The sequence below is a fragment of the Psychrobacter sp. M4 genome (assembly GCF_055699795.1).
Genome location: NZ_CM146740.1, coordinates 1,788,454 through 1,813,864 on the forward strand (window position 1 = coordinate 1,788,454; position 25,411 = coordinate 1,813,864).

A 25,411-nucleotide genomic window follows, 5' to 3' on the forward strand; every position below is an offset into this window, starting at 1 on the left:
ATATCTTTTGTTCATTAAAGCATATCTATTGCGTCAATCTGCTGCATAATCGTATCGGTGAGACTCAAAGCGGCGATGATATTCATATAGTGTCCAACGTCGTTATGATCAAGGGTACGCTCGCGGCGATCTTTGAGCCATTTTTGCGCAGGTTGGTAGCCACCGATATAGAACTCCCATGCGATTAGCGGTACATTGCTAAAGTACTGGCTATCGTTGATCCAAACCTTACCAATAGTATTATCGCTTTCATCAGGTTCAAAACCAATACTGGTCTTGGTCATCTTGCGGGTGACGCTATTGTCCCCTTGCTGTGGATAGCCAAGTCCTAGCGCTTTACGCTGCTCGGATAATTGTGCGGATTCTAATAAGTGAATTTGGCGCAGCTCACCACCGAGTGCGACGAGTTGCCAAAAAGTGTCGGCATCGCTGGGATATGGCACACGCGGGAAGTCTATCTTTAAGAACTCTTTATAAGTCTCACGATACGTCGGGCTATGCAAAACAGCGTAGATATAATCAAGAATATCTATTGGCGCAAACGTGGTTTTTGAATCAGCGCCCTGATCTTCCTTTTCAGCGGTAAAAGTTAACTTAATCGCTTTGGCAATATCGGCAACGATTTCAGGGTCGAGGTTTGGTTTACGGGATGGATTGTTTTTACCTTTTTCTTCTAATAGCTCAGTTTGCGCGTCTTCTTCTGGGTATAGGTATAAATACAATGGGAACACATTTCCTGCACCGAATTTCCCAGCAGTACCTATATAGTTTTTATCTCCTATCAATTTCGTAATAAAAACATATTTCCAATTATCTGAACATTGCCTTGAAGCAATTAATCCTAAATTATCGTTTTTTAGAAAGTTTTTCATAATCGAGTCCCGTGGATAACAGTGAAACCCTTTAGAATTGCCAGTATAAAATGTCCATTTTTCATCAAAAGGACGGTATGAAACTTTTATGTATACACCGTCACAAAGAACATCTTTCTTCGCATAATCTACTTTCCAGTCCCGCGAATCCTTTCCTAGATTGAAATGTTGTCTAGCTTCTTGCTCGTTTAACTCTTTAAATTTACTTAATGTAGCTAATAAGTTTTCTTTATTGTCATGGAGAGTAAAATTATCTCTAGCTGTTACTATTCCAACGTTATTAATTGGAAACAATGTAGTCAATGAAAAGCCTTTCTCATAATTATTTTGAGACTTAAAGTCTTTTTGTACCATAAAGTAATTCGGTTTTTCGGTTTTTAACTCAACAAAGTCAATATTAGATAATTTATTTTTTTTCAAAAAGAGATATTTGTCATTACGTCGTCCATATAAGTCATAATGATAAACCCTCCCTAATTCACTTTCCTTTTTCTGTCTTGTTTTAACAAATATATTAATGGACACACCTTGCATAATATCAAAGACATTTTCATCTGTACTACCACTAGACGTTGTTTCCTGTCTTCTAGAGTTACCGTGTAAATCAAGAATGTAAACTTTGTCAAATGTTTCAAGCAGGCTCTTACGCATTTGACGATGTATGATTCCATCAACAAAACTACTATTAGTGATAAAAGCTAGAATACCTTCCCCATTTTTCTCAATATAATGCTGACCATAACGAATAAACTTAATATAGTCATCGGATAACGGCTGAATGTTGCGCTCGTTTAAGTCTTTCTTGTAGTCATTCATTAAACCTTCTATCCACTCCCCTTTATTGGTACTACTCACCGCATACGGCGGATTACCAATCACCACCATCACAGGCGCGTCACGTTTGATCGCATTGGCTTCATTGGCCTCAGCAGACAGCCAGCCGGCAAATAGCGTACCCGTATCTGGGTTATGCTCCTCTAGCGAATTGGTGAGATAGACCTGCAAGCGTTTGGGGTTGATCGGCTCGTAGCCTGTGTCCGTGAGTAACATATCGAGCTTGAGATGCGCCATTGCATAGCTTGCCATCAGTAGCTCAAAGCCATGTAAGCGCGGCAGTAGGTCTTGCTCAACATAACTGCTCCAAATACCGCCCATATTCTCAAACTGACTGTGAAAGATATGCTGAATGATCGCCGCGAGGAACGTGCCTGTCCCTGTCGCAGGGTCGAGTATCTGTACCTTGTGTACCAGCTCTTTGACCATCTTATAACCCGTCTTGGTACGGCTATCGGGCGTTTGCGTCTGCGTTTCGATCTCAATCTTACTGGTGTCAGCGATGCCGTCTGGCAGATCAAACTCGGATTTGAGGATATCATCGACCGCACGCACGATGAACTGGACGACAGGCTCAGGCGTGTACCAAACCCCGCGCTGCTTACGCAATTTGGGATTGTATTCCGCGAGGAATGTCTCGTAAAAGTGAATGATCGGGTCTTGAGTTTGCGTGGTTTTGCCAAAGTTTTTGAGAATAGCGGCGACATCAGTCGCGCGAAATACCTCGGCTAAGTTGTCAACCGTGGTCTTGATACGGTCATCAATATCGACGCCTGCGACATGAGAGAATAGCCTGCGCAAAAACGGATTGGTCTTTGGGATACGCTCGGCGGCCTCTTGACGGCTAAAGGTATCGAGCGTGTCATCATGCAAGCGCGCGGCAAACATACCATAAGCGAGGGTCTGCGCGTAGATATCAGCGAAGTCGGTTGGGGTCAAATCATGAATGAGCACGGTCTTAAAGGTGTTGAACTGCTCGCGCAAATCAGTATTGGCATTGGACTCTTCATCGCTAGTCAGCGCTTTATATAGAGTATTTTCAAGGAGTCTGGCCTTGCCCGCCATAAGTACCGCGAGGCGCTGAGCGGACTTGATGGTTTGCCCAACGTAGATACAGAAGTCTTTTAATAACTCAGCTAATCGCCCGAAGTTCTCCTCTTGAGGGACGATCTTGCCCGCCTCAAGCGTACCCACGCAGACCTCATGAATGCGCTCGCCTGTGACATAAAACTCAAAGGTGAGATAGTCGGTGATTATCAGATTATCCAGCGCTGCCTTGTAGCGATCGAACTGCTCTTTGTACTGGCGTGCGCCCAAATCCTTGCCGACGTCTTTGGCCTCGATAAAGCCAATAGGAATGTCCTTGGCGCTGATTAAAAAGTCGGGGTTGCCGCAGTCGGTGATTTGGCTTGGCTCATTGGTGACGTTGACCGCTGGCACGAGCGCATTGATTAGGATTTCGAGATCCCCACGAAAGGTATGCTCGGAGGTATGACCGTCTTTGACACGCTGGGCTATTTTAGTGACGTAATTATTGACAGCTTGATTGGTACGGTTTAAAACAATTGACATAAAGAATTCTTAATATTAGTTAGCAATCTTTTGAAGGTTGATATTGAGGTATCGATCATTCTACCAATATTAGTTTAGATTTTGGAAAATATTAATATTTTGACGCCTCTATCAACGCACCCACCCTTCCTCTTTTAAGTAAGCATATAAGCCTTCTGCAAAGTAGCGATAGCCTGCCGCATTGGGATGGATCTGATCCGACTTTAAACGGTCATTGGAGATCACCTCCGACCAGCGCTTAGGGTATAAAGCTACCTTTTCACGCTTGGCGATATCTTTATAAATAGGGTTGTCGCTGGCCTTACCAAATAAAATACTGCTACTAAAATAGGGCTCAGCAATCAGTACCACCGGAATATTGGCAGCTTTGAACTTACCGATGGTCGCGGTAATATTAGCCGACGTCGTCACGGGACTAATCTGGCGCAATACGTCGTTGCCGCCCACGCCAAGCAACACCAGATCAGGGTTTTGTGCCACCACAGTATCGGTGCGCGCCAGCACGTCCGCTGAGGTATTACCGTTGACGCCAGCGTTGAGCACCCGCCAGCCGGTCATACTAGCAAGCAGTGCTGGATAAGCCTCGTTGGGACTAGCGCCATAGCCATAAGTGAGCGAATCGCCCAGCGCAATAACTTTGCTATTCGCTGGCAGGTGCTGAGCTACTGGCTTATCGCTACATGCGGTTACGCTAACACCTGCTAGTATCGCTGCCAAGGTAGCTGCTAGCTTAACAGGCTGCACGCTTAGTTTATTTGCACTTTTATTTATACTTAAAATCATCGCCTATCCTTCTAACGACAACATGTTCATAATCAGTTTAATCAGCGTCTCTTTTTGATTGGGATCGGATTCGGCAACCAACAAAGTTAGCGCAGCAAGACCGGTATTATTAATCACCATATCACCTTGCGCGTTAAGCAAACGCTGATTACGATGTAAAAAATCGACGAATAAAAAAGCGCCGCTGCGTTTATTGCCATCAGTAAAGGGATGATTTTTGACCATAAAATATAATAGGTGCGCCGCTTTACTCTCAATCGTTGGATAAGCAGGCTCGCCAAATACCGTTTGCTGCAAATTACCTAAGACACTGTCCAGCCCGTCACCGCGCGGCTTGGCAAACAGCTCGGTTGCTTCACCCCTTACTATAAGCTGGGCTTTTAAATTATTGAGAGCCGTCATCGCCTCCATAGTGCTGGGTAATACTCCGCCGTCTTGCCCTGCTGGATCATCAAGCAGACCCTCATCATAGCGCTGCAACCACAAAAAGGTTTGGGTGTAGCGGCTGATAATCTCAACGAGACCGCGCCCTTCATCGGTCTTTAATTCAGGACTTTGCGCGGTTTTTTTAATCAAGTTCAGCGCTTGCTGTAGCTCGTTTGAGTTTTTCTCAAAACGCTGTTGATCTAAGGTATAGCCTTGTATTAGGTATTCACGCAGACGCTGGGTCGCCCAAATACGAAACTGGGTACCACGCTTTGATTTTACCCGGTAGCCTACTGAGATGATGACATCAAGGTTGTAGTACTCAACTTGACGCTCAACCTTTCTATCGCCTTCTGTTTGAACTGTCGCAAAATTTGCGACAGTTGCGTCTTTATCCAACTCACCTTCTTTAAAGACATTATTAACGTGTTTGCCTATGGTTTTGACATCGCGATCAAACAGCGTCGAGAGTTGCTGGCGGTTTAGCCAGACACTGTCGTTTTCAATGTGTACGCGGATATCAGACGCGCCACCTGCCAGCTTGTATATCTCTATTTTTGCATGATTCTCTTCCGTATAGTTGTCTTTCATATTGTCAGCGACCTTCATTTATTCGTCCTTTATTCATATATTAACAAGCTACCAAAGCATGCCTTTTTTTATAATAGTTCCAATACTATAGCGGCATTAGACTTAAGTTCATAATAGAAAAATAGACCTAAGAAACATCAAACACTTATTGTGCATTACCATCCAGACGCGGTATAGTCGTTATAAGATGCAGGAGGCATCTTGAGCGTATTGCACAACATAGCACAACGCCACACAGGATAAATATAACTTTACTGGTTACCACTATCCCCAACTTTACCAAGGACGCGTGAGGTATCTATGACTAAAGAAAGCACCCAATCTCAGAGCCAGAGTCAAAATCAAGGCCAAACAGCAAGCGATACTCAAGACCAGAGCCAAAATCAGGCTACAAATGCTAATGCTAACGAGGCGACTGCTGAAAACACTACAGAAAATACCAAAAAAACCTCTAAAAAAAAGCGGCAATGTTTCGATGAGCTAAAAGCCGACACAGAGCAGTATCGTCCTGTGGCTAAGGCAGTTGGTGATTGGCTTGATGAGATCAGCATTGATAATCTTAATCACTTAAATGAGCAAGCTGAAAACATATTTTACCGAAAAGGCGTCACATTTACCGTTTATAGCGACGCCAAAAACATCGAGCGCATGATCCCGTTTGATATTATCCCGCGTATCATCGCCGCAAGCGAATGGCAACAGGTGGAAAAAGGCTGTCAGCAGCGTATCACGGCGCTCAATGCCTTTTTGCATGATATCTATCACGATCAAGCCATTATGAAAGAAGGCATTGTCCCCGATAGCTACGTCTACGCTAGCGGCTGTTATGAGCCGTGGATGATGGGTATTGAGCTGGATAAACCGATCTATTCGCACATCAGCGGTATCGATCTGATTCGCGATGAGAGTGGTCAGTTTTGTGTATTAGAAGATAATCTGCGTACTCCCTCTGGCGTCTCCTACATGCTTGAGAGCCGCAGTATATCAGAAACCTTATTATCCGATTTGTTCGCGCATACTCCGGTATTGGATGTCAGCGACTATCCTCAGCGTCTCAAAAAATGCCTTGCTAGCTCCATGAGTAAATACGATCCACAAATCGTGATTTTGACTCCTGGACGCTTTAATAGCGCTTATTATGAGCATGCTTTTTTGGCGCATGAGATGAATGTGCCGCTAGTACACGGCTACGATCTGGTGGTTGAGGACAGTAAAGTCTATATGCAGGGCATTCGCGGTAAGGTGCAAGTTGATATTATTTATCGGCGTATTGACGACCCTTTTATTGACCCCCTAGCCTTTCGAGCAAACTCTATTTTGGGGGTGTCAGGGCTTATGAGTGCTTACCGGGCCGGCAACGTCGTGATCGTTAATGCACCCGGCACTGGTGTCGCTGATGATAAAAGCTTGTATCCGTTTGTCCCCGATATGATTAAGTTTTATCTAAATGAAAAGCCAATCTTGCCCAATATTGAAACCTATCAGTGCCGTAAACCTGATGAATTATCTTATGTGCTCGATAATTTAGATCAGCTGGTGGTAAAAGAGACGCAGGGCTCAGGCGGCTACGGTATGCTGATCGGGCCGACGTCCACCAAGCAGGAGATTAGCGACTACCGCAAACGTTTGCTTGAGAACCCAGCAGGCTTTATTGCCCAGCCCACCATTTCACTCTCCACCAACCCTACTGCTGTCAGCGATGGTATCGCGCCGCGTCATATTGATTTGCGTCCCTTTATCCTCAGTCACGGTGATGGTTCAGTAGATATCGTCCCAGGCGGCCTCACTCGGGTAGCGATGGTTGAGGACTCTTTAGTCGTCAACTCCTCACAAGGCGGCGGTATCAAAGATACTTGGGTGGTTGACGACAGTATCTTAGATAATAGTAGTTCCTCCACAGCTACTAAAGCGCTGACAGCCAACAATCAAGATGTCAGTATTGCTGGACATGCCAGCTACTACAACCGTGTGCAGCCTATCGAAGCCGGCTATGATGAGGACCTTGACGATGCACCAATGATCCTACTGTTATCTACAGGTAGCCATCTGATTTGGTTAGGTAGGTACAGCGAGCGCCTCTACTACTATGACCACATCATAAAGCAGCTCATCAAAGGCGATATTAAAAAGACGCAGGTGCAGCATCTTATTAACCGTCTGGGCTTTAACGCTGATGCAGATAGCTCGCTTAAGGTAATGAAAGCTCAAATACTAAGCGATTTGGAGCAAAGTAAAATTCCAAGCGTGGTCACCTCTATTGAGACCAATGTGCAAGATGCCAAAGGCGTTATCGGTAAAGACACCGCTGAGCTATATAACCTTATCAAACGCTTATCGAGCGCTGGGACTTACCGCGCGGCAACGCTACAGCTATACGCTTGTAATGCAGCGATGAAGCAAGAGCACCCTACGGTAACCTGTTTTTGGCAATTAGGCCGCTATTTTGAGCAACTTGAGCGCGCCGTATTATTGAATGAGGACACCACACAGATCAGCTTAGCGTTTAAACACTGGATCAATCAATTGCCTGAGAACACCCGCTGGCGCGAGCTGACCCGTCTTACCAATCAGATGATCAAATCCAAGCAGTTTAGCGACTTTAAGCTAATTAGCCGTGAGTTTAGTATTATCTTGCAGCAAGGCGTTTAGGACTATTTTATAAGGACAGCATTATGAAACTACAAATCAGTCATCAAACCAATTATTATTATGGCGATCTGGCCCAGCGCAGCGTACAGTACATTCGTATGACGCCCATGCAGCTGCCGCACCAAGTTATTCATCAGTGGAATGTGCTTTTACCTAAAGTTGCCACAGCGCAAAAAGATGGCTTTGGTAACGACTGGCTGACGCTAAGTCGCAACGAAGCACACGATAATCTACAAATGCAGGCTTCAGGTATCGTGGAGATCAACACCGATACCGAGCGCTTAGAGGACACCGGTCAGGTCCCCTATTTACTATTTACCGTACAAAGCCCTTTAACCCAGTGCTCACAAAATATGCGCGACTTTGCTAAGCCTTATCTAAAAAAACCTACTCTTGATAGTTTAAAAGAGCTGGCAGGCGCGCTGATTATGAAAATGCCCTTTGTTAAAGATACCACTCACGTAGGCACCACGGCGAGCGAGGCCTTTGAGATGGGTTCTGGAGTCTGTCAAGACCATACCCATGTGTTTGTCAGTCTATGCCGTGACCAGCAAATCCCCGCGCGTTACGTCTCAGGCTACCTATATGATGATACTGAAAACCATATGGCAAGTCATGCATGGGCTGAGATTTGGCTGGATGGTTACTGGTACACCTTTGATATCTCCAATCAGATGTTTCAGCCAAGCGCGCACGTCTACGTGGCTATTGGCCGCGACTACTCAGATACCGCGCCAGTACGCGGCGTACGCATGGGCGGCGGCTACGAGAATCTTTACAGTCAAGTTTTGGTGACGCGCTTATCATAGCTTTAATTTTTATGAGCTGACTATTTACGAATAATAATTTACCAAGGATAATTTATGACTTACTGCGCTGCTATTCGCCTAGAAAAAGGGATGATTTTTGCAAGCGATACCCGCACCAATGCAGGCGTTGATCACATCTCAACGTTTAGAAAGCTCTATCAATACGGTGTTGAGGGCGAACGCTTCATGGTCTTGCAGACCGCTGGTAGCCTTGCCACCTCGCAAGCGGTATTTAACAAATTACAAAACGATATCAATCAGCGTAGCGAGAGTAATCTCAATACCGTAGCGACGTTGTTTGATGGCGCGCAGATGGTAGGCGCTTGTATGCGTGAAGTTATGGCACACGCGCAAATGATCGCTAATGATAATAATAGCGGTACCTTTACCAGCTCGTTCTTATTAGGGGGTCAAATAAAAGGCCAAGCGCCCGAGCTATATATGATTTACCCTGAAGGCAACTGCATCAGAGCCACACGTGACACGCCATTCTTTCAGCTGGGCGAAAGTAAGTACGGCAAGCCTATTCTTGATCGATCGGTTGAATACGATACCGATGTCAATCATGCCGCCCAAGCGCTAATGCTGTCTTTTGACTCCACCATTCACTCAAACTTATCTGTCGGCATGCCGATCGATTTTATGATTTATCAAAACGACAGTTTAACTTTGCCTAAAGGTCGACGTATCAAAGCAGACGATGAGTATTTTCTCGATATCAGCCGTCAGTGGGCAGACGCGCTGCGCCGTACTTTAGTAGAATTGCCCGCCTGCCCTAATGATTATTGGGACTGAGTATAGGTCATAGGCAACAATTATAAGCATGAACACAATACTATACAGTCTTACGTTTACTTACTTGAATATAAGTAGCAATGCTGGCACGGTATATAGGGATGGACGTTGACCGTAATCGCACCTTAAATGACAACTTAAGTCGCAACCTATATCTAAGACCCTAATAATAACTATTTATGGAAGATGCCTTATGAAACCTACTGCCCTATTTATTGGCTCAATCGGCGTACTGGCCGAAACCTCTGACATTCAGCGCCGCGCTTACAATCAAGCTCTAAAAGAAGCCGGGCTTGATTGGCACTGGGACAAAGACACTTATCGCGACCTGCTTACAGACTCTGGCGGCGTTAAGCGTTTGACCCGTCTAAATAAAGAAAAAGAGGCTAACCTTAGCCAAGACGACATTGAGCGTATTCATGCGCGTAAAACCGAGCTGGCTTGCCAAGAGATCGTTAATGAAGGCATCACTTTGCGCCCTGGTGTCGCCGAATTAATTGACCAAGCTTTACAGCAAGGCATAAAACTGGCCTTAGTCACCTCAACTTATCAAGACAATATCGATGCTATTGCCAAGGCGGCAGGTGATGATCTACCGCTAGATAAATTTAGCGCAGTCCTCACAAGAGATGACGCCGATGCAAGCAAACCTGCGCCAGACGTTTATCTGAGCGCTTTAAAACGCTTATCAGTCGATGCCAGCGAAGTGATTGCTGTTGAAGACAGCTCACCATCCCTACAAGCGGCAAAACAGGCAGGAATCTATACGGTCGTTACTCCAGGTAATTTTACCGATCAGCAAGATTTTAGTGCAGCGGATAAGAAGCTTACGTCACTTGAAGGCTTTGAGCTAAACCTACCAAAATAAACGCTCCAAGCTGATATCGATATTTTAAAAAAAGCCAGCGGGTGCCTATGTGCTCGCTGGCTAAGAATTGTTGGTTGTTCGCCAATTTTTACTGACAGCTTTTAGTAGTAGCTAATTACTAAAAATATCTAATTATGACGGTAACTATTCGACAGGTAGCTAATCAAAAGGAATAATTTATTATGTCAAAGCGCTGTATCCTGCACTTAGTTGGCTCTCCTACTGATCAGTTTTATTGCGATCTATCACGCTTTTATGCCGATAGCTGTATCCACGCTGTAGCAGATCCTGCGCGCTATAGTTTTTTAATTGCCTATGTCACGCCTGATAAAAAGTGGCGATTCCCCGCCTCGCTATCTGATGCTGATATTGCTGCTGCTAAGACCCTTGATTTCGCCGAAGCAGTACAGTTTTTATCGCGCCAGCAGATCGATGTGGCCTTGCCGCAGATGTTTTGTGTGTCGGGTATGAGCGACTATCGCGCCCTGCTTGTTCTGCTAGGTATTCCTTATATAGGCAATACGCCGGAGCTAACAGCGCTTACCGCCAATAAAGCCAAAACCAAAGCAGTTGTGGCAGCAGCAGGGGTAGCCGTACCTGAAAGTGAGCTACTACGCCTAGGCGATAAGCCAAGTTTTAAGCCTCCGGTAGTAGTAAAACCCACCCAAAGCGACAACTCTTTAGGAGTGACATTAGTCAATAGCGAAGCGGACTATGCATCAGCGCTAAAGACAGCGTTTGCTGATTCAGACGAGGTATTGGTTGAGCGCTTTATCGAGCTTGGCCGAGAGGTGCGCTGCGGCATTATTGAGCGGCAAGGGAAACTGGTTTGTCTGCCACTTGAGGAGTACCGTATGGACGCGCAAATGCATCCTATTCGCGCCTACTCTAGCAAGCTGGCAGAGGACGAGCAAGGCAATCTAGCGTTTGCTGGCAAAGATCCTACGCAAACATGGCTAGTACATGCTGACGATCCAGACGTTGCTCGGGTTTGGGAGGCGGCAAAGCTAAGTCATAGAGCGCTGGGCTGTCGTCATTACAGTCTGTTCGATTTTCGCATTGATGCCGAGGGTAAGCCTTGGTTTTTGGAGGCGGGCTTGTACTGCTCTTTTGCGCCCAAAAGCGTTATCCCTACTATGATCAAAGCGACGGGAGTAGATCTAAATACCTTTTTTAAGCAGATGGTAGATGAAGCGTTAACCGTGGCACGTTAGTTTTTAGTGAGCTTTAGCCCTTATTTTTACTAGAAGCTTTCGCGCTACCCTGTTGCAGTTTGCGCATGCGCTCGAGCATATCCACGCCTAGCTGATTATAGATATCTAATAGATCAATCAGCACCCAATTCTCTACTAGCAGGTCGCCCTCGCGGCGCCACCAGTCCATGACATTCATGGTAAGCTCTTTATTGGTCGCAGGCAACCCTAACCAGTTGCCGCCTGTATGGGTCGCGCGCATGGAGGGCATGCCACTGGACACTACATAGTTGCCCTCAGCGAAGCGCACATCGGTGACCACGTCACGATCAGGAAAAGCCATGACAAAATCATGCTGATGACCATGCTGGAATCCGGCAGTGCCGCGAGTGGTGCCAATACCAAAAGGGCCATACCAGTTCATGTTGGGGTGCCAAAAACGCTCAATTGCCATCGACTCCAAGGTTTTACCATCAAACTCCATCAGCCCTGATAACATATCGTTGACCAGCGTTAGTGAGGTCTTTGTCGCCTCCGGTGATTGCGAATCGTATAGCATACCATCTTGCGTAGCTGGACTGGGTACAGCAAGCTCACTACCCAAACTTTCTGGCAAGGGATTGACTCCAGCCTGCGCCATGAGCATAGGAATATCGATCAAGATTTGCGCCTCAGTCAGTCCTGACTCATCAACGCGGTAAACCTCTCCAAAGCGCAAGGTTGCGCGCCTGCCTGTCGCCGGAATATCGAGCCACGGCTCATAAAAGCTCATCTCATAGTGGCCGTTAATGCCCACCCATATCGCGCCTTTGTCCTCGCCTGTAACCATGATGTCCTCGCGGCGCGCAATATCGGTAAAGCTGTTGAATAATGGTACAAAATAGTTCTGAATCGCCCCATCACGATCTTGATGATTAAAAGGATAAGCGATCTTAAAACTTGCCTCGGCAGGCCAGTATTTTGCCATCACCTCTTGTATATTAGCATCAGGAACAAAAAGCGCTTGACGCCACTCTTGCACAAGATTTTTGGCTTCTTGGATATTCATGTTTTCTCTCTTATTATTGAATCGTTAGGACGCGTGAATGGTTAAGACGCTACAGAAGCTAGCGCTTCGTTATGTTTTGCCATTATATTATAGTTAGACAAAAATTATAGTTAGTTAAAAACATCTAAATAGAACGTAGAAGATTCAAGAATATCCTTTAGTTACGCCAATAAAAAAGGTGCGGTTCGGCTAGTCTTTGACTGTGCTACTGTAGCTGACACCCCTTGAGTGACAATCTGTCCGCCTGCGTCCCCAGCTCCTGGCCCCATATCGATAATCCAGTCACTATTGCTCGCCACTTGCATATCGTGCTCCACCATAATAACGGTGTTACCCGCATCAACCAGCCCATTTAACTGTGCCATGAGCATAGAGACATCAGCTGGGTGCAAACCAGTGGTCGGTTCATCAAGAATATAGAGCGTATCGCCGCGCTGAACGCGTTGTAGCTCGGTGGCAAGCTTAATACGCTGCGCCTCCCCGCCTGATAGCTCCGTAGCTGGTTGACCTAAACGCAGATAACCAAGACCCACTTGCAATAAAGCATTTAACGCACGCAAAATAGGCGCGTCATCGGCGAAAAAATCATGAGCTTTTTCAACGGTTAAATCTAGCACTTCAGCAATATTTTGATCTCGATAAGTGACTTCAAGCGTCTCATCGTTATAGCGCTGTCCATGACAGACTTGGCAGGGTGCGTAAACACTAGGTAAAAATAAAAGCTCAACGCTAACAAACCCTAAACCTTCACAATTGGGACAACGTCCCTTTGGCGTATTAAATGAGAAGCGGCCAGCATCATAACCGCGCGCTTTTGCAAGCTTAGTGGCAGCAAATAATTTACGCACATAATCAAACAATCCGGTATAAGTAGCAAGGTTTGAGCGCGGTGTACGGCCAATGGCTTTTTGGTTAATGTTCACAAGCCGGCTTACTTTATCCATGCCAGAGACAATGCGCCCGCCTGTTGGTGCTTCAAACTCTTGCTCCAGCAAATCGGCTTCATCGGTTGGTGCTTGGGCAACTGTCTTTTTCCCCAATGCTTCATTGACTAATTCGACTACTGCTTGGCTGACTAAACTTGATTTGCCTGAACCCGATACCCCAGTAACACTAGTTAGTACCCTGAGCGGAAACTCAACCTCTAAACCTTGTATATTATTACGCTCTACCTCAGTAAGCTTAAGCCAAGCAGTAGGTTGTCTTAAGTTTTGCTGGTTTGCGCTGTCGTTATCAGTAAATAGATATTGCGCGGTTGATGACTCGCTAACGCCGCGTAAACCCGCTACAGGTCCGCTATAAACAATCTCGCCGCCATGCACGCCAGCCTTGGGTCCGACATCGACCACCCAATCGGCGTGACGGATGACGCTCACATCATGCTCGACCACAAACACCGAATTGCCAGCGGCTATCAGCTCATCCAAAGCACCGAGCAGCGCTTGCGTATCAGCCGGATGTAGCCCCGCCGACGGCTCATCAAGGACATAGACCACGCCGAATAGTTGCGAGCGGATTTGGGTTGCCAGACGCAAACGCTGCAGCTCCCCTGGCGACAAAGTCGGCGTGGTACGCTCAAGTGATAGATAGCCTAATCCTAGTCTCGTCAATGCTTCAACCCGTGCGAGAATATCGCTAGTAATGCGCTGCGCTACAATGGCTTTTTCAGGATTGTGCTTATAGTTTGGGCTATTTAAGCGGGCGTGGGCGCTACCTTGTAGCTTGGAGGCAAGCTCTGTTAACGTTAATTGTGACAGCTCGCCAATATCAAGACCTGCAAATTTAACCGCTAGCGACTCTTTTTTGAGCTTCTTACCATGACATTCAGGACACTTGGATATTTGCATAAACTGCGAGACCCGTTTTTTAACTCGCGGGCTTTGAGTGGTTGTAAATGATTGCAAAATAAAGTTCTTGGCGCTGATATAAGTGCCCATATAATTGGGCTTTTCGTCCTTTTTAATAGCCGCTCGCACTTGTTCTACATTGTATTCAGGATAAACCGGTACCGTTGGCGTCTCGTCAGTATATAAAATCCAATCGCGAGACTTTTTGGGCAATTTATGCCACGGAACATCGATATCATAACCTAAAGTGGTTAAGATACGACTTAAGTTTTGCCCTTGCCAAGCGCCTGGCCACGAAGCAATAGCGCGCTCGCGAATGCTTTTGGTTGCATCAGGAACCATCAAATTCTCGGTTACCTCAAATACCCGTCCAATACCTGAACAGGTTGGGCAAGCGCCCTCTGGTGTATTGGGTGAGAACGCATCGGCATAGAGCATCTCTTGCCCATCTGGATAGTCCCCTGCCCGCGAATAGAGCATACGCAAACCATTAGAGATAGTAGTAACACTCGCCACCGATGAGCGTACCGAAGGCGTGCCGCGTTGCTGCTGCAAGGCGACCGCTGGCGGCAATCCTTCTATAGCATCGACATCAGGCTCATCCACTTGGTCAATTAGGCGCCGGGCATAAGGAGCTACTGAATCTAGATAGCGCCGCTGTGACTCAGCAAAGAGCGTACCAAAAGCCAGCGATGACTTCCCTGAGCCTGATATCCCTGTAAATACCACCAGCGCATTACGCGGCAAATCAACATCGATGTTCTTTAGGTTATGAACGCGCGCGCCTCTGACTTGAATACCGTTTTGAGCAATACCATGTTGCACATTGCTTTGGAGATGATAATCAGTGTGGTGGGGAATTTTTAGATTACTGGCTTTGTGGTCATTATTGTAATGAGCTTTGGTTAAGTTGTTGGTCATAAAGTAGCCGTTCCTGTTTATACTTATCATCCCTGTTTTACGCTTTGAGGTATAGTTTGAGTATGCTTAGCTGAATATTTTTGACAGGGCAAAACAGTCTAACATGTCCAAATAAGAACTAACGGCAGGCTTACGTATTCTTGCATAGATAGACAAAAGGATAACTTTACTCTCTTAGATAACAAAACGGCCATCGAAGGGCAACGTTCATTAGTAGCCGTTGAAATCCTTAAACCATTTTTTAATTTCTATCTTTTTGTTGCTTGCGATATTCGCTCGGCGACATCTCATAAACTCGCTTAAAAGCTTGACTAAAAGTTGAGTGTGACGAGTAGCCGACCATCTCGCCAATCTGAGCAATACTGCTTCGTTGCAAGCGTAGACGGCGGGCAGCAATACGTAAGCGGTAATCGGTCAAATAAGTCAGTGGCGGTATACCAACAATGTCTTTGAAACGCTGAGTAAACCCTGAGCGCGACATTCCAGCCTCTTTAGCAAGATCACGAGTCGTCCAACTAATATTTGGCGATTCATGCATTACCCTTAGCGCTTTAGATAAATGTGGATCTATCATTACTGTTAGCCAGTTATCTGCCGTTTCAGGCAAGCCTTCGATATAGGTACGCAAGCACTCAATCATCACGATACTTGCCCATTCATTAATCATCGCAAGCCTACCCAGACGATTAAACTCAAATTCTAGTGCCATAAAACTAACCGCTCTACCAATCGCTTGAAACTGACTTATATCCATATCTTCGTGTTCAGGTAATATAAGTGGTAACGCTAATATTAGCGGTCGAAACAGATCCTCGTCATATTGGCATTCAATCAGTATCAATTGTGCATCCAACACACTGCTTTTAGTGAAATTGATAGTACCTTGATCATAATTGGATATATTTTTATCCAGCGATTTGGCATTGTCTCCATGATGACCGTGCGCATGACAAATATGTTTATTAGCATTTGGAATCATAATAATGTCACCAGCATACGCTACTCGCAACACATCTCCTATTTTAATACAAAAGCTGCCAGACTGAACCAGATAAAAATACATCATATTTTTATTGGTTATTGAGTAAGCCCAGTTCCCTGCAGTTTTTAAAGTAAAAAACTGAGTTTTAGTCAAGTACTGCGTCTGCTGTAATAGAGTACTAAGCGCGTCCATAAACTTCATCCTTAAAATTATATACAGAGCCTTTTTGTAATCTTATACGAAGTTTAAATAGAGTTAAGTATAAACATGTGGCTACCTATTAACTTTTAGTTAACATCCATAAAAATTAATTTGTCCTGTCTGCTTAATTGTATGATTCTGACTTATAGAACCACTCCTTAAATAAACGGTTATTTATTAGTATTAGTTTTAGAATAGGATAAAAGCTGTTTCTACTGCTTACAGTTTTTTAGTACTAGCCCATAAACTAATATTTGTCTTGCTAAATATTAAGTATATCCCTTACGATAGTAAGTATATAATTAAAATATATTTTAATTTTAATTATTGATGATAATCAATAGCTTACCATACTAAGTTAAGCGTGTAGCAGCGCATAGTTGGAGTCACTGTGATGAGCAATAAACTAACAGGTAGTCATTTGACTCGTATCGTGTTGGAACGAGAAAATAAGCCTGTGTGGTGTGCTGTTTCTGACAATAGTGATGAAGAAGCTATACAAGATTTGGTCGGCAATGATTTTACGTTTTTTATTACGTCATATAAAGAAGGCTATTTCTACTGCACAAGCGGCATGCAATGGTCATTCGCGATACCGATTGAGATAGTTGCAGTGACAAAAAAGTAATAAATTTTACATAACGATGGGAAGACAATATGGATATGAGTCTAAATTTATCAGATTACGAGCTAAATTTGGTTAGTAGTGGCTTGCAAATTATGTTGATAGAAAACGCTAAAAGCAGCAATATGAAAATCTCAGTTTGGAATTATTCACTCTATTCTCAAAGGTTACGCTACTTGATATAGATCAAGATACAGATTTGTCGACTTATGATTTAAAACTAATGAAGAATGGTTTGGTTTTTTTAGCTGATTATGTTTATCAAAAAAGTTTAGAGAAAACAGAAAAAGACGAAATACAGTATTACGAAAATTGCAATTTGCAGTTTATAAGGATACGGAGCAAAATCAATAAAATGGAATCCTATAAGCTGTGCTGAATTAACTAAATAAAAATAAGAGGTGTTCTATGTATACAGAATATTTTTTAAAACGGCTGTTAGTATTTTGGACAATAATGATTATCTTATCAGTTTTTATGGGGTCATGAGTATTAGATTAATAGGCTCAGATCTTCTCAAATAACTATAATAATAAATAACATTAATAATAAAATATAGTAAAAGCCTAAAGGATAAAGCTTTAATAGAATGTTGTAAAAGCCCAAGGATGGGCTTTTTTTTAGTGAAAATATTTAAGATTTTACCCTACCATCAAGCGCATCATCTGCGTGCTGATATAACCACCAAACGTACCTACCGCATAGCCCATAATGCCTAAAAACACCCCAACGGGCGCCAATGACGGATGAAAAGCGGTTGCCACAATAGGTGCTGAGGAAGCACCGCCGGTATTGGCATTAGAACCCACCGCCAAAAAGAAAAACGGCGCGCGAATGACTCTAGCAAAAATAAAAATCATAATGACATGGATAATCATCCACACCAAACCGATAAGCAGCAAGCGCCACTGTGAGACGATACCCGCCAAATTGATCTGCATACCAATAGCGGCGATCAGTACAAAGATAAACACCGTACCGATTTTGGAGGCGCCAACATGATCAAGCCTACGAATTTTGGTAAAAGAGAAGATAACCCCTATCAAGGTAATAATGACCACCATCCAAAAAAACGCGCTAGCAAAACTATACTGTACCGCCCAGCTATATGGCGCAAAAAAATCTGCAATCTGTCCTCCGACAAAATGCGCCACCCCAACCATGGCAAAGCACAGTCCAAACATCACCATCAAATCATTTAAAGTTGCAGGACGAGCATGATCGCGCTCGTAGCTCTCGACGGCAGCAACTACCCTGTCGATACTGCTGCTATCAGCTTTTAGCAATTTATCAATTTTATCGCTGTGTTTGGCCATGATAAGTATCGCTAGTAACCACAGTGAAGCATTGGTGGTATCAACCAGTATCATCATGCCAAATAAGTCATCACTAACCCCAAACAGCTCCTTCATTGCCGCCTGATTTGCCGCGCCGCCAATCCAGCTGCCCGCTACCGCTGAGAATCCACGCCATAGCGTATCATCAACGAACATCTCAGGCGCTACCCATTTAGCCAGTCCCAAACTGATCGGCCCACTAATCACAATCGCGATACTGGCCGCAAAAAACATCGCAATCGCTTTCCAGCCTAAGCCCAAAATCTTAGGTACATCCATAGATAAGGTCATGAGTAGCAAACTTGCTGGCAACAGATAGGTAGCGGTAAAGCCGTAGATTTGCGAACCAATGCCGTCTGCGAAGACCCCTAAACTATTGAGCGTCGCGGGTATAAAACAGCATAGAACGATACCCGGCAGTACCGCATAAAAGCGTCGCCAAAATTTGCCCGGTAATCCTTGGGTATAAAATACTATACCAATAATCGCCATAATGATGCCAAAAGCTAGCGGTAGGCTGTCTATTTTTAAGTCAGAGATAGCGGGCATCAAATAGCTCCAAGGTGAGTGGCAAAAAAACTTGCAGTATAGACACAGCTAAACTTAGGTGCAAGCACAGCTTTATTAAAGCTAAAAAATTAGATTCAGCTTGTCAGGTTATTAGGATCTGTTGAACATTCAGATATTAGGACTGCTGATAGCTAAAATTGCATCAAACTAGGCGTAAACCGAAGATAATGTCTAGACCTTAGCTAGGTTTATAACAACGTTTGAGGTGATTTTAGCATCAGCCTACAACAACTATAGAAGCGTTCATTAAATTAAGGTATGAAGCACAAAAAAGCCAGATAACAAGTATCTGGCTTTTTTTAAACTATCTGTAAACCTCAATAGAGATTTAACTTAATATATCAAATGATGGTTTATTACGAGTTCTTACCACGGTTGCCATTTGGACGACCTTGAGCGCCTGAGCGATTGGCTGGACGACCTTGGCTACCGCTTGGACGACCACGTCCGGTTGCAGCACGATCACCACGCGGCGCGCTAGTACCATCACCGCGGCTAGGACCACTGCGCTTGCCTTGATAAGGCTTACCGCCAAAGCGATCATTTGGTTTGCCTGATGAGTCGCGCGACTTGCCAGCACCTTGTCCTTGATAGCCGCTGTCGTTGCTGGCGCGCTGAGTAGTCGCAGTATTGTCACTTGAGCGACCACGGCCTTGACTGCTCGACTTACCAGCATAACCGCCACTTGAACGACCGCGTCCTTGACCACCACTATTTGAGCGTCCACGACCCCGGCCGCGGCCTTTACCTTTATCATCACTAGGAACATAAGTCTTTTTCGGCTCCAAGCCTTCAATAACTTCTACGTCCATCTTGCGATTAAGATAACGGTTGATTGCGTTTAGCTGCGGACGATCATCCATGCTGCATAAGCTGATAGCAACCCCAGTACGACCAGCACGGCCACAGCGACCAATACGGTGTACATAATCTTCGGTTTGACGCGGCAAGTCATAGTTGATGACGTGCGATATTGCTGGCACATCTAAACCACGAGCAGCGACGTCAGTTGCCACTAAGATTTTGCATTTACCATTACGCAAGTCTTGTACGATACGGTTACGCTTGCTTTGCGGCAGATCGCCATGCAAAAAGCTGGCTTTATGACCATCATCGGCCAGCTGTTTGGCAAGCTTTTCAGTGCTGCGCTTGGTTGCAGCAAAGATAATGACTTGTTCCATATCTGGCTGACAAACGATCTTGTCTAAAATCTTGTTTTTATGATTAAAGTCATCACAGTAATATACTTTTTCATCGATGTGCGCAGACTCTACCTTAATAGCGACGCGCTCAGGATTTTTGGTAAAAGTAGCTGCGATTTTGCCAACTGGGCCATCCCAAGTCGCCGAACACATAATGGTCTGACGATCGGTAGGCGCCGCTTTTAAGATATCATTGATATCATCAGCAAAACCCATATCGAGCATACGATCCGCTTCATCAAGTATCAATACTTCAAGGTGTGATAAATCAACACGGCCCGCTTTAATATGATCAAGCAGACGACCAGGGGTGGCGACGATGACTTGCACGCCTTTTCTGAGCGCTGTGATCTGACCATTATAAGGCGCGCCGCCAACTAAAGGCACACAAAATAGACCGCGCATGTCTTTGGAATAAGTGCGCACGCTATCATGGACTTGCTGAGCAAGCTCGCGGGTTGGTGTTAAGATTAAGGCTTTGGTTAGCTTGTCAAAGGTGGTGGCACGGCTTAAACGATCAAGCAGTGGAATTACGAAAGCGGCGGTTTTACCGCTACCCGTTTGCGCTGATAGTAAAAGGTCACGACCTTCTAGAGCAAAAGGAATCGCTTGGGCTTGAATAGGTGTTGGGCTGGTATAACCACTGCGCTCAAGGGCGCTAAGAATAGGTTTGGCAATATTGAGGTCTTTAAAACTAATATCGTTAGTTTGTGTTTCAGTATTGGTATTTTCAGCAGTAGAGGTAGTTTCAGAGTCTAGCATTGCAGATAAGATGTCAGTCATGAGTATCCTTGGTAGTAAAGCCGTTGCAAATTCAACAGGCTTGATGCCTACCACTGATAACCGTTCATCACATAAGCTCATTATAAAGCCATTACCGAAATATCGATAACGGTGAACTGATCTGCTAAAGGCATATCAATTCAATAAAAGGCTTAACGTGCTGTCTGACGTATTTTGGTGGTAGTGCCGAGTGTCTTATCTTTGTCTGTTACTCCAACTTTATCACTACTTTGTCCAAAGCAGATAAAGGCAAATAACACCCAATTTAAGCCAATCTATAGGCTAGTAGATAAGATATGAGTCAAAAATAACAGAGTGTTTAATAGATCGTTATTTAAGTACACAAAATCATCGGCAACAATTACTTTTGGCCATCCCAGGCCCAAAATCGCAGGCGATGTTATCAATCTCATAATACACGTAAGCTTAAGCTTGCGTGGCGACGTAGTATAGCACAGCTAAAGCGCTATCCCTACTTATTTTTTAATCTATCATAAAAGGTTTAGTATGCTGCACAAGAGTGCATACTTACACGCAAACCATGTACTTAATTACTAGGGCGCTATTGAGGCGCATTAACCTCAGAGACATAAGTTGGCAGTTGCCAAGCACCGCCCGCCTCAATCATACGGCACATCCCTGTACTGCTTTGATGACTTTTCTCAAAGCGCTTACCTGTCCATATCCAGTCCGTTTTATTTAAACAATCGCCAATACCGCGTCCTTTTTGTATGGAGCTTATCTTACCGCTGTCATAATGGGTCGCATTGGTGGTTACAAGTACCGGATTATAAGGTTTGTTGTCGTTAATAACCCAGATGCCGTTACCTACATTGTAGGCACCACTCCAGCAGTTGTGCTGTATCAGCAACTGGCTGTCACTGAGACGACTGATGCGCCAAGGCGTTTTATTGCTCAAATTAGGACAGCTGGTATCGACATCCTTTATAGTACCTTTTACTAGAGCTGAGAGCTGTGAAGCCTTCATAGTGAATTTTTTAGTATTGGCAGCCATTTTAGGGTCGGGTACGACCAGACGTAGCTGCGGTGCAGGCATAGGGGCCAATACATTGCTGTTGGATTTGGTAGCCCCTTCAATACCAACCAAAGCTGATGAGGTTCCTACTCGCCCCTGCACCTCATCAGCTTTGACCATAACCGCCGTTGCACCTTTATCAGACAATTGCCAGCGTGAGTTACGTAGTACCAGCTCAATTTTGCTAGATTTGGTTAAGGCTTCAAGTAAGGCGTTGACTTGAGCAGAGGTCAGCTCGGCATCACCTGCTACTGTTGAGAAAGGTTTGATCTCCCCCAAGTCTTTATCGTCGATAAATAAAGACATGCGATGACGATTGCCCAGTTGTAGTAATGCTTTTGATGAGCTCTCTTTACCACCACCAAGTTTGACTTTACCAGCCACCTCAGCCTCACTACCTGCACGGCGAACCAGCATGACAGAGACTGGAAAGTCGCTGTTGTTTTCAGCCTGATAACCTGCCAGACGGCAGGTACGAGTATTATCACAAGCTACTTGCCAATCTTGATGAACCAGTTCTTCACCTGCATAACCTAGTGTGCTAAGCAAAGCGGTACTGGTAGTTATTAATAATGACCGTACTCGATTTGTGCTTAGCAATCTATAGTTGCAAGAACTTTTAAGCGCCGCTTCAAGCTTGTAACATAAATCCTTCATAACTCTCACTTATCAATAAAAGGATACAAACGTTGAATATTAAAAAAATAAGCTATTCAGTAGCTTAACCTATTTAATTTTTTATCTGTTGTGACAATGTATCATTATGTAAAGTAAATAGTAAGCAAATTTTTGTTAATAAGTTTATCTAAACTCAGGGGCTGTAAGCTGAAGTTATTTTTTAAAAAGACATAATTTTAGGTGATGGGCTGCAATGGCAGATCGACCGCTCTTTTGACTGCCGGACGCTCAGCAATCTTTTGTGCCCAGCGTTTTACGTGGACATAATCATCTACCTGCAAAAATTCAGCGGCGTCATAAAGCTTACCTAGCACCAGCTGACCATACCAAGCCCAAATAATCATATCAGCAATATTATAATCATTGTCATCATTGCCGCATATGTATTTGCGTCCCTCTAAATGGGCGTCTAATACATCGAGTTGCCGCTTAGTCTCCATCGTATAGCGATTGATTGGATATTCCATCGGCTGCGGCGCATAAGCATAAAAATGTCCAAAGCCGCCACCCAAAAAAGGCGCGCTACCCATCTGCCACATGACCCAAGATAAGCAGTCAGTCCGTGCACGGCCCTGATCCATAGGTACAAACTTCCCAAACTTTTCGGCTAAATATAATAAAATAGCGCCCGACTCAAAAACATTAATAGGCGCGCCGTCCTCAATAACTGAAAGATCAACCAGCGCAGGTATTTTAGAATTAGGATTGATCGCTACAAAGTCCGAGCCGAATTGATCACCCTCTGAGATATCAATTTTATAAGCATCGTATTCTGCGCCTTTTATCCCAAGATCTACCAACTCTTCAAGTAAAATGTTGACTTTAACACCGTTCGGCGTATTTAGTGAATACAACTGTAAGGGCGCCTCTCCGACTGGTAAGGTCTGCTCATGGCGTGCGCCCGCCGTTGGGCGATTAATATTAGCAAATTTACCACCGTTATCTTTGTCTTGGCTCCAGACTTTGGGTGGCACATAATGATCATGATTTGAATTAGTATTAGTGTTACTCATAAGGTATCCTCTGATTTTATGTTTTTATTTTAAAGCCGTTTTTCTGATTTACTATAACGAATATTTGCCTATTCACCAAATTTTCATCTTTAATTGGGGTCGTTATCTTTGAGTTAGGAGCGCAGTTTTTAAAAGCAGATACGGCAAACCAGTACTGCAAAAAAATCACAAAAAATAGGCACTTATTATCCGGCTATCTTTTACCTATTTTTTACCTAGCTACCTTTCATCTAGTTACTTTGCTCATCTTTAATTATCGCATCTTTATTCATATACTACGCGCAATTTGATAATTTTTATAAAACTATACTTATAACGAGAAGATATATGGTGATGTCCATATGGTAACGCTAACCCCCACGCAAGAGAAATACCTGCCTTATGTATTGGCAGTGGCACTGTTCATGCAAATCTTAGACGCCACTATCTTGAACACCTCTTTACCACAAATGGCGGCAGCTCTTGGGGAATCACCGCTGAAGATGCAGTGGGCAGTTATCAGTTATGCCTTAACTTTGGCCATTTTTATTCCCGTTAGTGGCTTTTTGGCGGACAAGTATGGGACGCGGCGCGTATTTTTAAGCGCTATTATTATATTTACCATCGGCTCACTCTTATGCGCCGCCTCCCCGACTCTAGATTTACTGATAGCCGCGCGTATCGTGCAAGGCATTGGCGGGGCGATGATGACTCCAGTTGCGCGCCTCATACTAGTTAAATCCTATCCGCGTAACAAGCTATTAACGGTCATGAACTTTGCGGTGATACCAGCGCTGATTGCACCCCTAGTAGGCCCAGTGCTTGGCGGCTACATTGTGCAGTATTTCAGTTGGCACTGGATATTTTTGATTAACATTCCGATGGGACTGCTCGGCTTTGTACTGGGTAAAAAGCTGGTACCTGCCCTATTTGAGGACGCCAAACGTTTAGACTGGACAGGTTTTTTTCTATTTGCAGCAGCAGCTTGCGGCTTTACTTTGGCAGTTGAGTTCGGCTCACAAACTGGACGCGGACTCTATGGTCTTTTGCTGGCCCTAGCTGGATCTGTACTCATTGGCGCTTATGTTTGGCATGCCAAACGCCGACAAGCGCCCCTATTTCCGCTGACTTTATTTAACACGCGCACCTTTCGTATTGGCCTTGTTGGTAATTTATTTACGCGCTTAGGCATTAGCGCAGTACCCTTTTTATTACCGTTATTGCTACAAGTCGTGTTTGAATACTCGCCCTCGCAGGCAGGTTGGCTGCTTGCACCTATTGCTGTGGGCGCTATGGGTATTAAACCTTTAGTCAGTAAGATTATTCAGCGTTTTAGCTACCGTAAGGTACTGGTTTATAATACAGCGTTGCTAGGTATATTGATTATTGTTTTAGCTCAGTTCAACGATCCCTCCTATTGGATGTGGTTCATTCCAGTTTTGGTGGTTATGGGTGCTTGTAACTCCATTCAGTTTAGTGCTATGAATACGCTTACCATTGGTGATTTAGAAGGTACAGAGACTAGTAGTGGCAATAGTCTTATGGCGGTCAATCAACAACTAGCTATTGGTTTTGGTATTGCTTTGGGCGCCGCGGTATTAAACTTATTACGCGAACGCCTAGAGCTTGATATGCTTATGGCTTTTCAAACTACGTATTGGTTACTTGGTATCCTAACTATTCTCTCAGGACTACATTTTTTGCGCCTTAAACCTGAGGATGGTCGCGGATTGTACTAGCTTATTTTTGTACTAGCTTAGTTTGATTATAATCAGCTTAACTAGAAAAAGCTTGGCA

At 44.4% G+C, this 25,411-nt stretch carries 17 protein-coding genes; 7 read left to right on the forward strand and 10 right to left on the reverse strand.

What is annotated here, in order from left to right; all coding sequences use genetic code 11:
- Positions 1–14 precede the first annotated feature (14 nt).
- From ACR63N_RS07290 to rhuM, 3 genes are all read right to left on the reverse strand, one after another.
- Positions 15–3,278 (reverse strand): type ISP restriction/modification enzyme, encoded by a 3,264-nt coding sequence (locus ACR63N_RS07290; RefSeq protein ID WP_472781768.1) that lies wholly within the window; start codon positions 3,276–3,278, stop codon positions 15–17.
- Between the two features lie 111 nt (positions 3,279–3,389).
- Positions 3,390–4,061, reverse strand: coding sequence for a GDSL-type esterase/lipase family protein (locus ACR63N_RS07295; RefSeq protein WP_367103169.1), 672 nt, complete (start codon positions 4,059–4,061; stop codon positions 3,390–3,392).
- Positions 4,062–4,064: 3 nt separating this feature from the next.
- Complete coding sequence (gene rhuM, locus ACR63N_RS07300; protein ID WP_367103168.1) at positions 4,065–5,096, reverse strand: RhuM family protein; 1,032 nt, start codon at positions 5,094–5,096, stop codon at positions 4,065–4,067.
- A 282-nt stretch (positions 5,097–5,378) separates the two neighbouring features.
- Between rhuM and ACR63N_RS07305 the strand changes: the two genes are divergently transcribed.
- The 5 genes from ACR63N_RS07305 to ACR63N_RS07325 all read left to right on the forward strand — a co-directional run bounded on the left by ACR63N_RS07305 (position 5,379) and on the right by ACR63N_RS07325 (position 11,413).
- A complete protein-coding gene (locus tag ACR63N_RS07305) occupies positions 5,379–7,727 on the forward strand; it encodes a circularly permuted type 2 ATP-grasp protein (protein WP_367107410.1) in 2,349 nt (782 codons plus the stop codon).
- A gap of 23 nt (positions 7,728–7,750) precedes the next feature.
- Positions 7,751–8,536, forward strand: a complete 786-nt coding sequence (locus tag ACR63N_RS07310; RefSeq protein WP_367103166.1) for a transglutaminase family protein — start codon at positions 7,751–7,753, stop codon at positions 8,534–8,536.
- Between the two features lie 54 nt (positions 8,537–8,590).
- A complete protein-coding gene (locus ACR63N_RS07315) occupies positions 8,591–9,331 on the forward strand; it encodes a proteasome-type protease (protein ID WP_367108718.1) in 741 nt (246 codons plus the stop codon).
- 193 nt (positions 9,332–9,524) lie between these two features.
- Positions 9,525–10,199: an HAD family hydrolase gene (locus tag ACR63N_RS07320; protein WP_367103164.1), complete on the forward strand. Its 675-nt coding sequence runs from the start codon at positions 9,525–9,527 to the stop codon at positions 10,197–10,199.
- Positions 10,200–10,381: 182 nt separating this feature from the next.
- Entirely contained in the window at positions 10,382–11,413 is a 1,032-nt protein-coding gene (locus ACR63N_RS07325) for a D-alanine--D-alanine ligase family protein (protein ID WP_367110899.1), read from the forward strand.
- 13 nt (positions 11,414–11,426) lie between these two features.
- Here ACR63N_RS07325 and ACR63N_RS07330 read toward each other — a convergent pair whose 3' ends face one another.
- From ACR63N_RS07330 to ACR63N_RS07340, 3 genes are all read right to left on the reverse strand, one after another.
- Complete coding sequence (locus ACR63N_RS07330; protein WP_367108716.1) at positions 11,427–12,440, reverse strand: nuclear transport factor 2 family protein; 1,014 nt, start codon at positions 12,438–12,440, stop codon at positions 11,427–11,429.
- Between the two features lie 161 nt (positions 12,441–12,601).
- Complete coding sequence (locus tag ACR63N_RS07335) at positions 12,602–15,208, reverse strand: excinuclease ABC subunit UvrA (protein WP_472781769.1); 2,607 nt, start codon at positions 15,206–15,208, stop codon at positions 12,602–12,604.
- A gap of 241 nt (positions 15,209–15,449) precedes the next feature.
- Complete coding sequence (locus tag ACR63N_RS07340; protein ID WP_367103160.1) at positions 15,450–16,382, reverse strand: helix-turn-helix transcriptional regulator; 933 nt, start codon at positions 16,380–16,382, stop codon at positions 15,450–15,452.
- A 403-nt stretch (positions 16,383–16,785) separates the two neighbouring features.
- Between ACR63N_RS07340 and ACR63N_RS07345 the strand changes: the two genes are divergently transcribed.
- Complete coding sequence (locus tag ACR63N_RS07345; protein ID WP_472781770.1) at positions 16,786–17,019, forward strand: hypothetical protein; 234 nt, start codon at positions 16,786–16,788, stop codon at positions 17,017–17,019.
- Positions 17,020–17,657: 638 nt separating this feature from the next.
- Here ACR63N_RS07345 and ACR63N_RS07350 read toward each other — a convergent pair.
- The 4 genes from ACR63N_RS07350 to yghU form a co-directional block, all read right to left on the reverse strand.
- Positions 17,658–18,902 (reverse strand): DUF819 family protein, encoded by a 1,245-nt coding sequence (locus ACR63N_RS07350; RefSeq protein ID WP_367103157.1) that lies wholly within the window; start codon positions 18,900–18,902, stop codon positions 17,658–17,660.
- A gap of 377 nt (positions 18,903–19,279) precedes the next feature.
- Positions 19,280–20,908 carry a DEAD/DEAH box helicase CsdA gene (gene csdA, locus ACR63N_RS07355; protein WP_367103156.1) on the reverse strand — a complete coding sequence of 543 codons (1,629 nt, stop codon included), beginning with the start codon at positions 20,906–20,908 and terminating at the stop codon, positions 19,280–19,282.
- A 562-nt stretch (positions 20,909–21,470) separates the two neighbouring features.
- On the reverse strand, positions 21,471–22,601 hold the full coding sequence (locus tag ACR63N_RS07360; RefSeq protein WP_472781771.1) for a DUF1176 domain-containing protein: 1,131 nt from the start codon (positions 22,599–22,601) through the stop codon (positions 21,471–21,473).
- 197 nt (positions 22,602–22,798) lie between these two features.
- On the reverse strand, positions 22,799–23,635 hold the full coding sequence (gene yghU, locus ACR63N_RS07365; RefSeq protein ID WP_472781772.1) for a glutathione-dependent disulfide-bond oxidoreductase: 837 nt from the start codon (positions 23,633–23,635) through the stop codon (positions 22,799–22,801).
- Positions 23,636–23,976: 341 nt separating this feature from the next.
- Here yghU and ACR63N_RS07370 point away from each other — a divergent pair, with 341 nt between their 5' ends.
- The gene (locus ACR63N_RS07370) at positions 23,977–25,353 is read left to right on the forward strand and encodes a DHA2 family efflux MFS transporter permease subunit (protein ID WP_367111917.1); all 1,377 of its coding nucleotides are present in this window, start codon (positions 23,977–23,979) and stop codon (positions 25,351–25,353) included.
- The last annotated feature ends 58 nt before the right edge of the window (positions 25,354–25,411 follow it).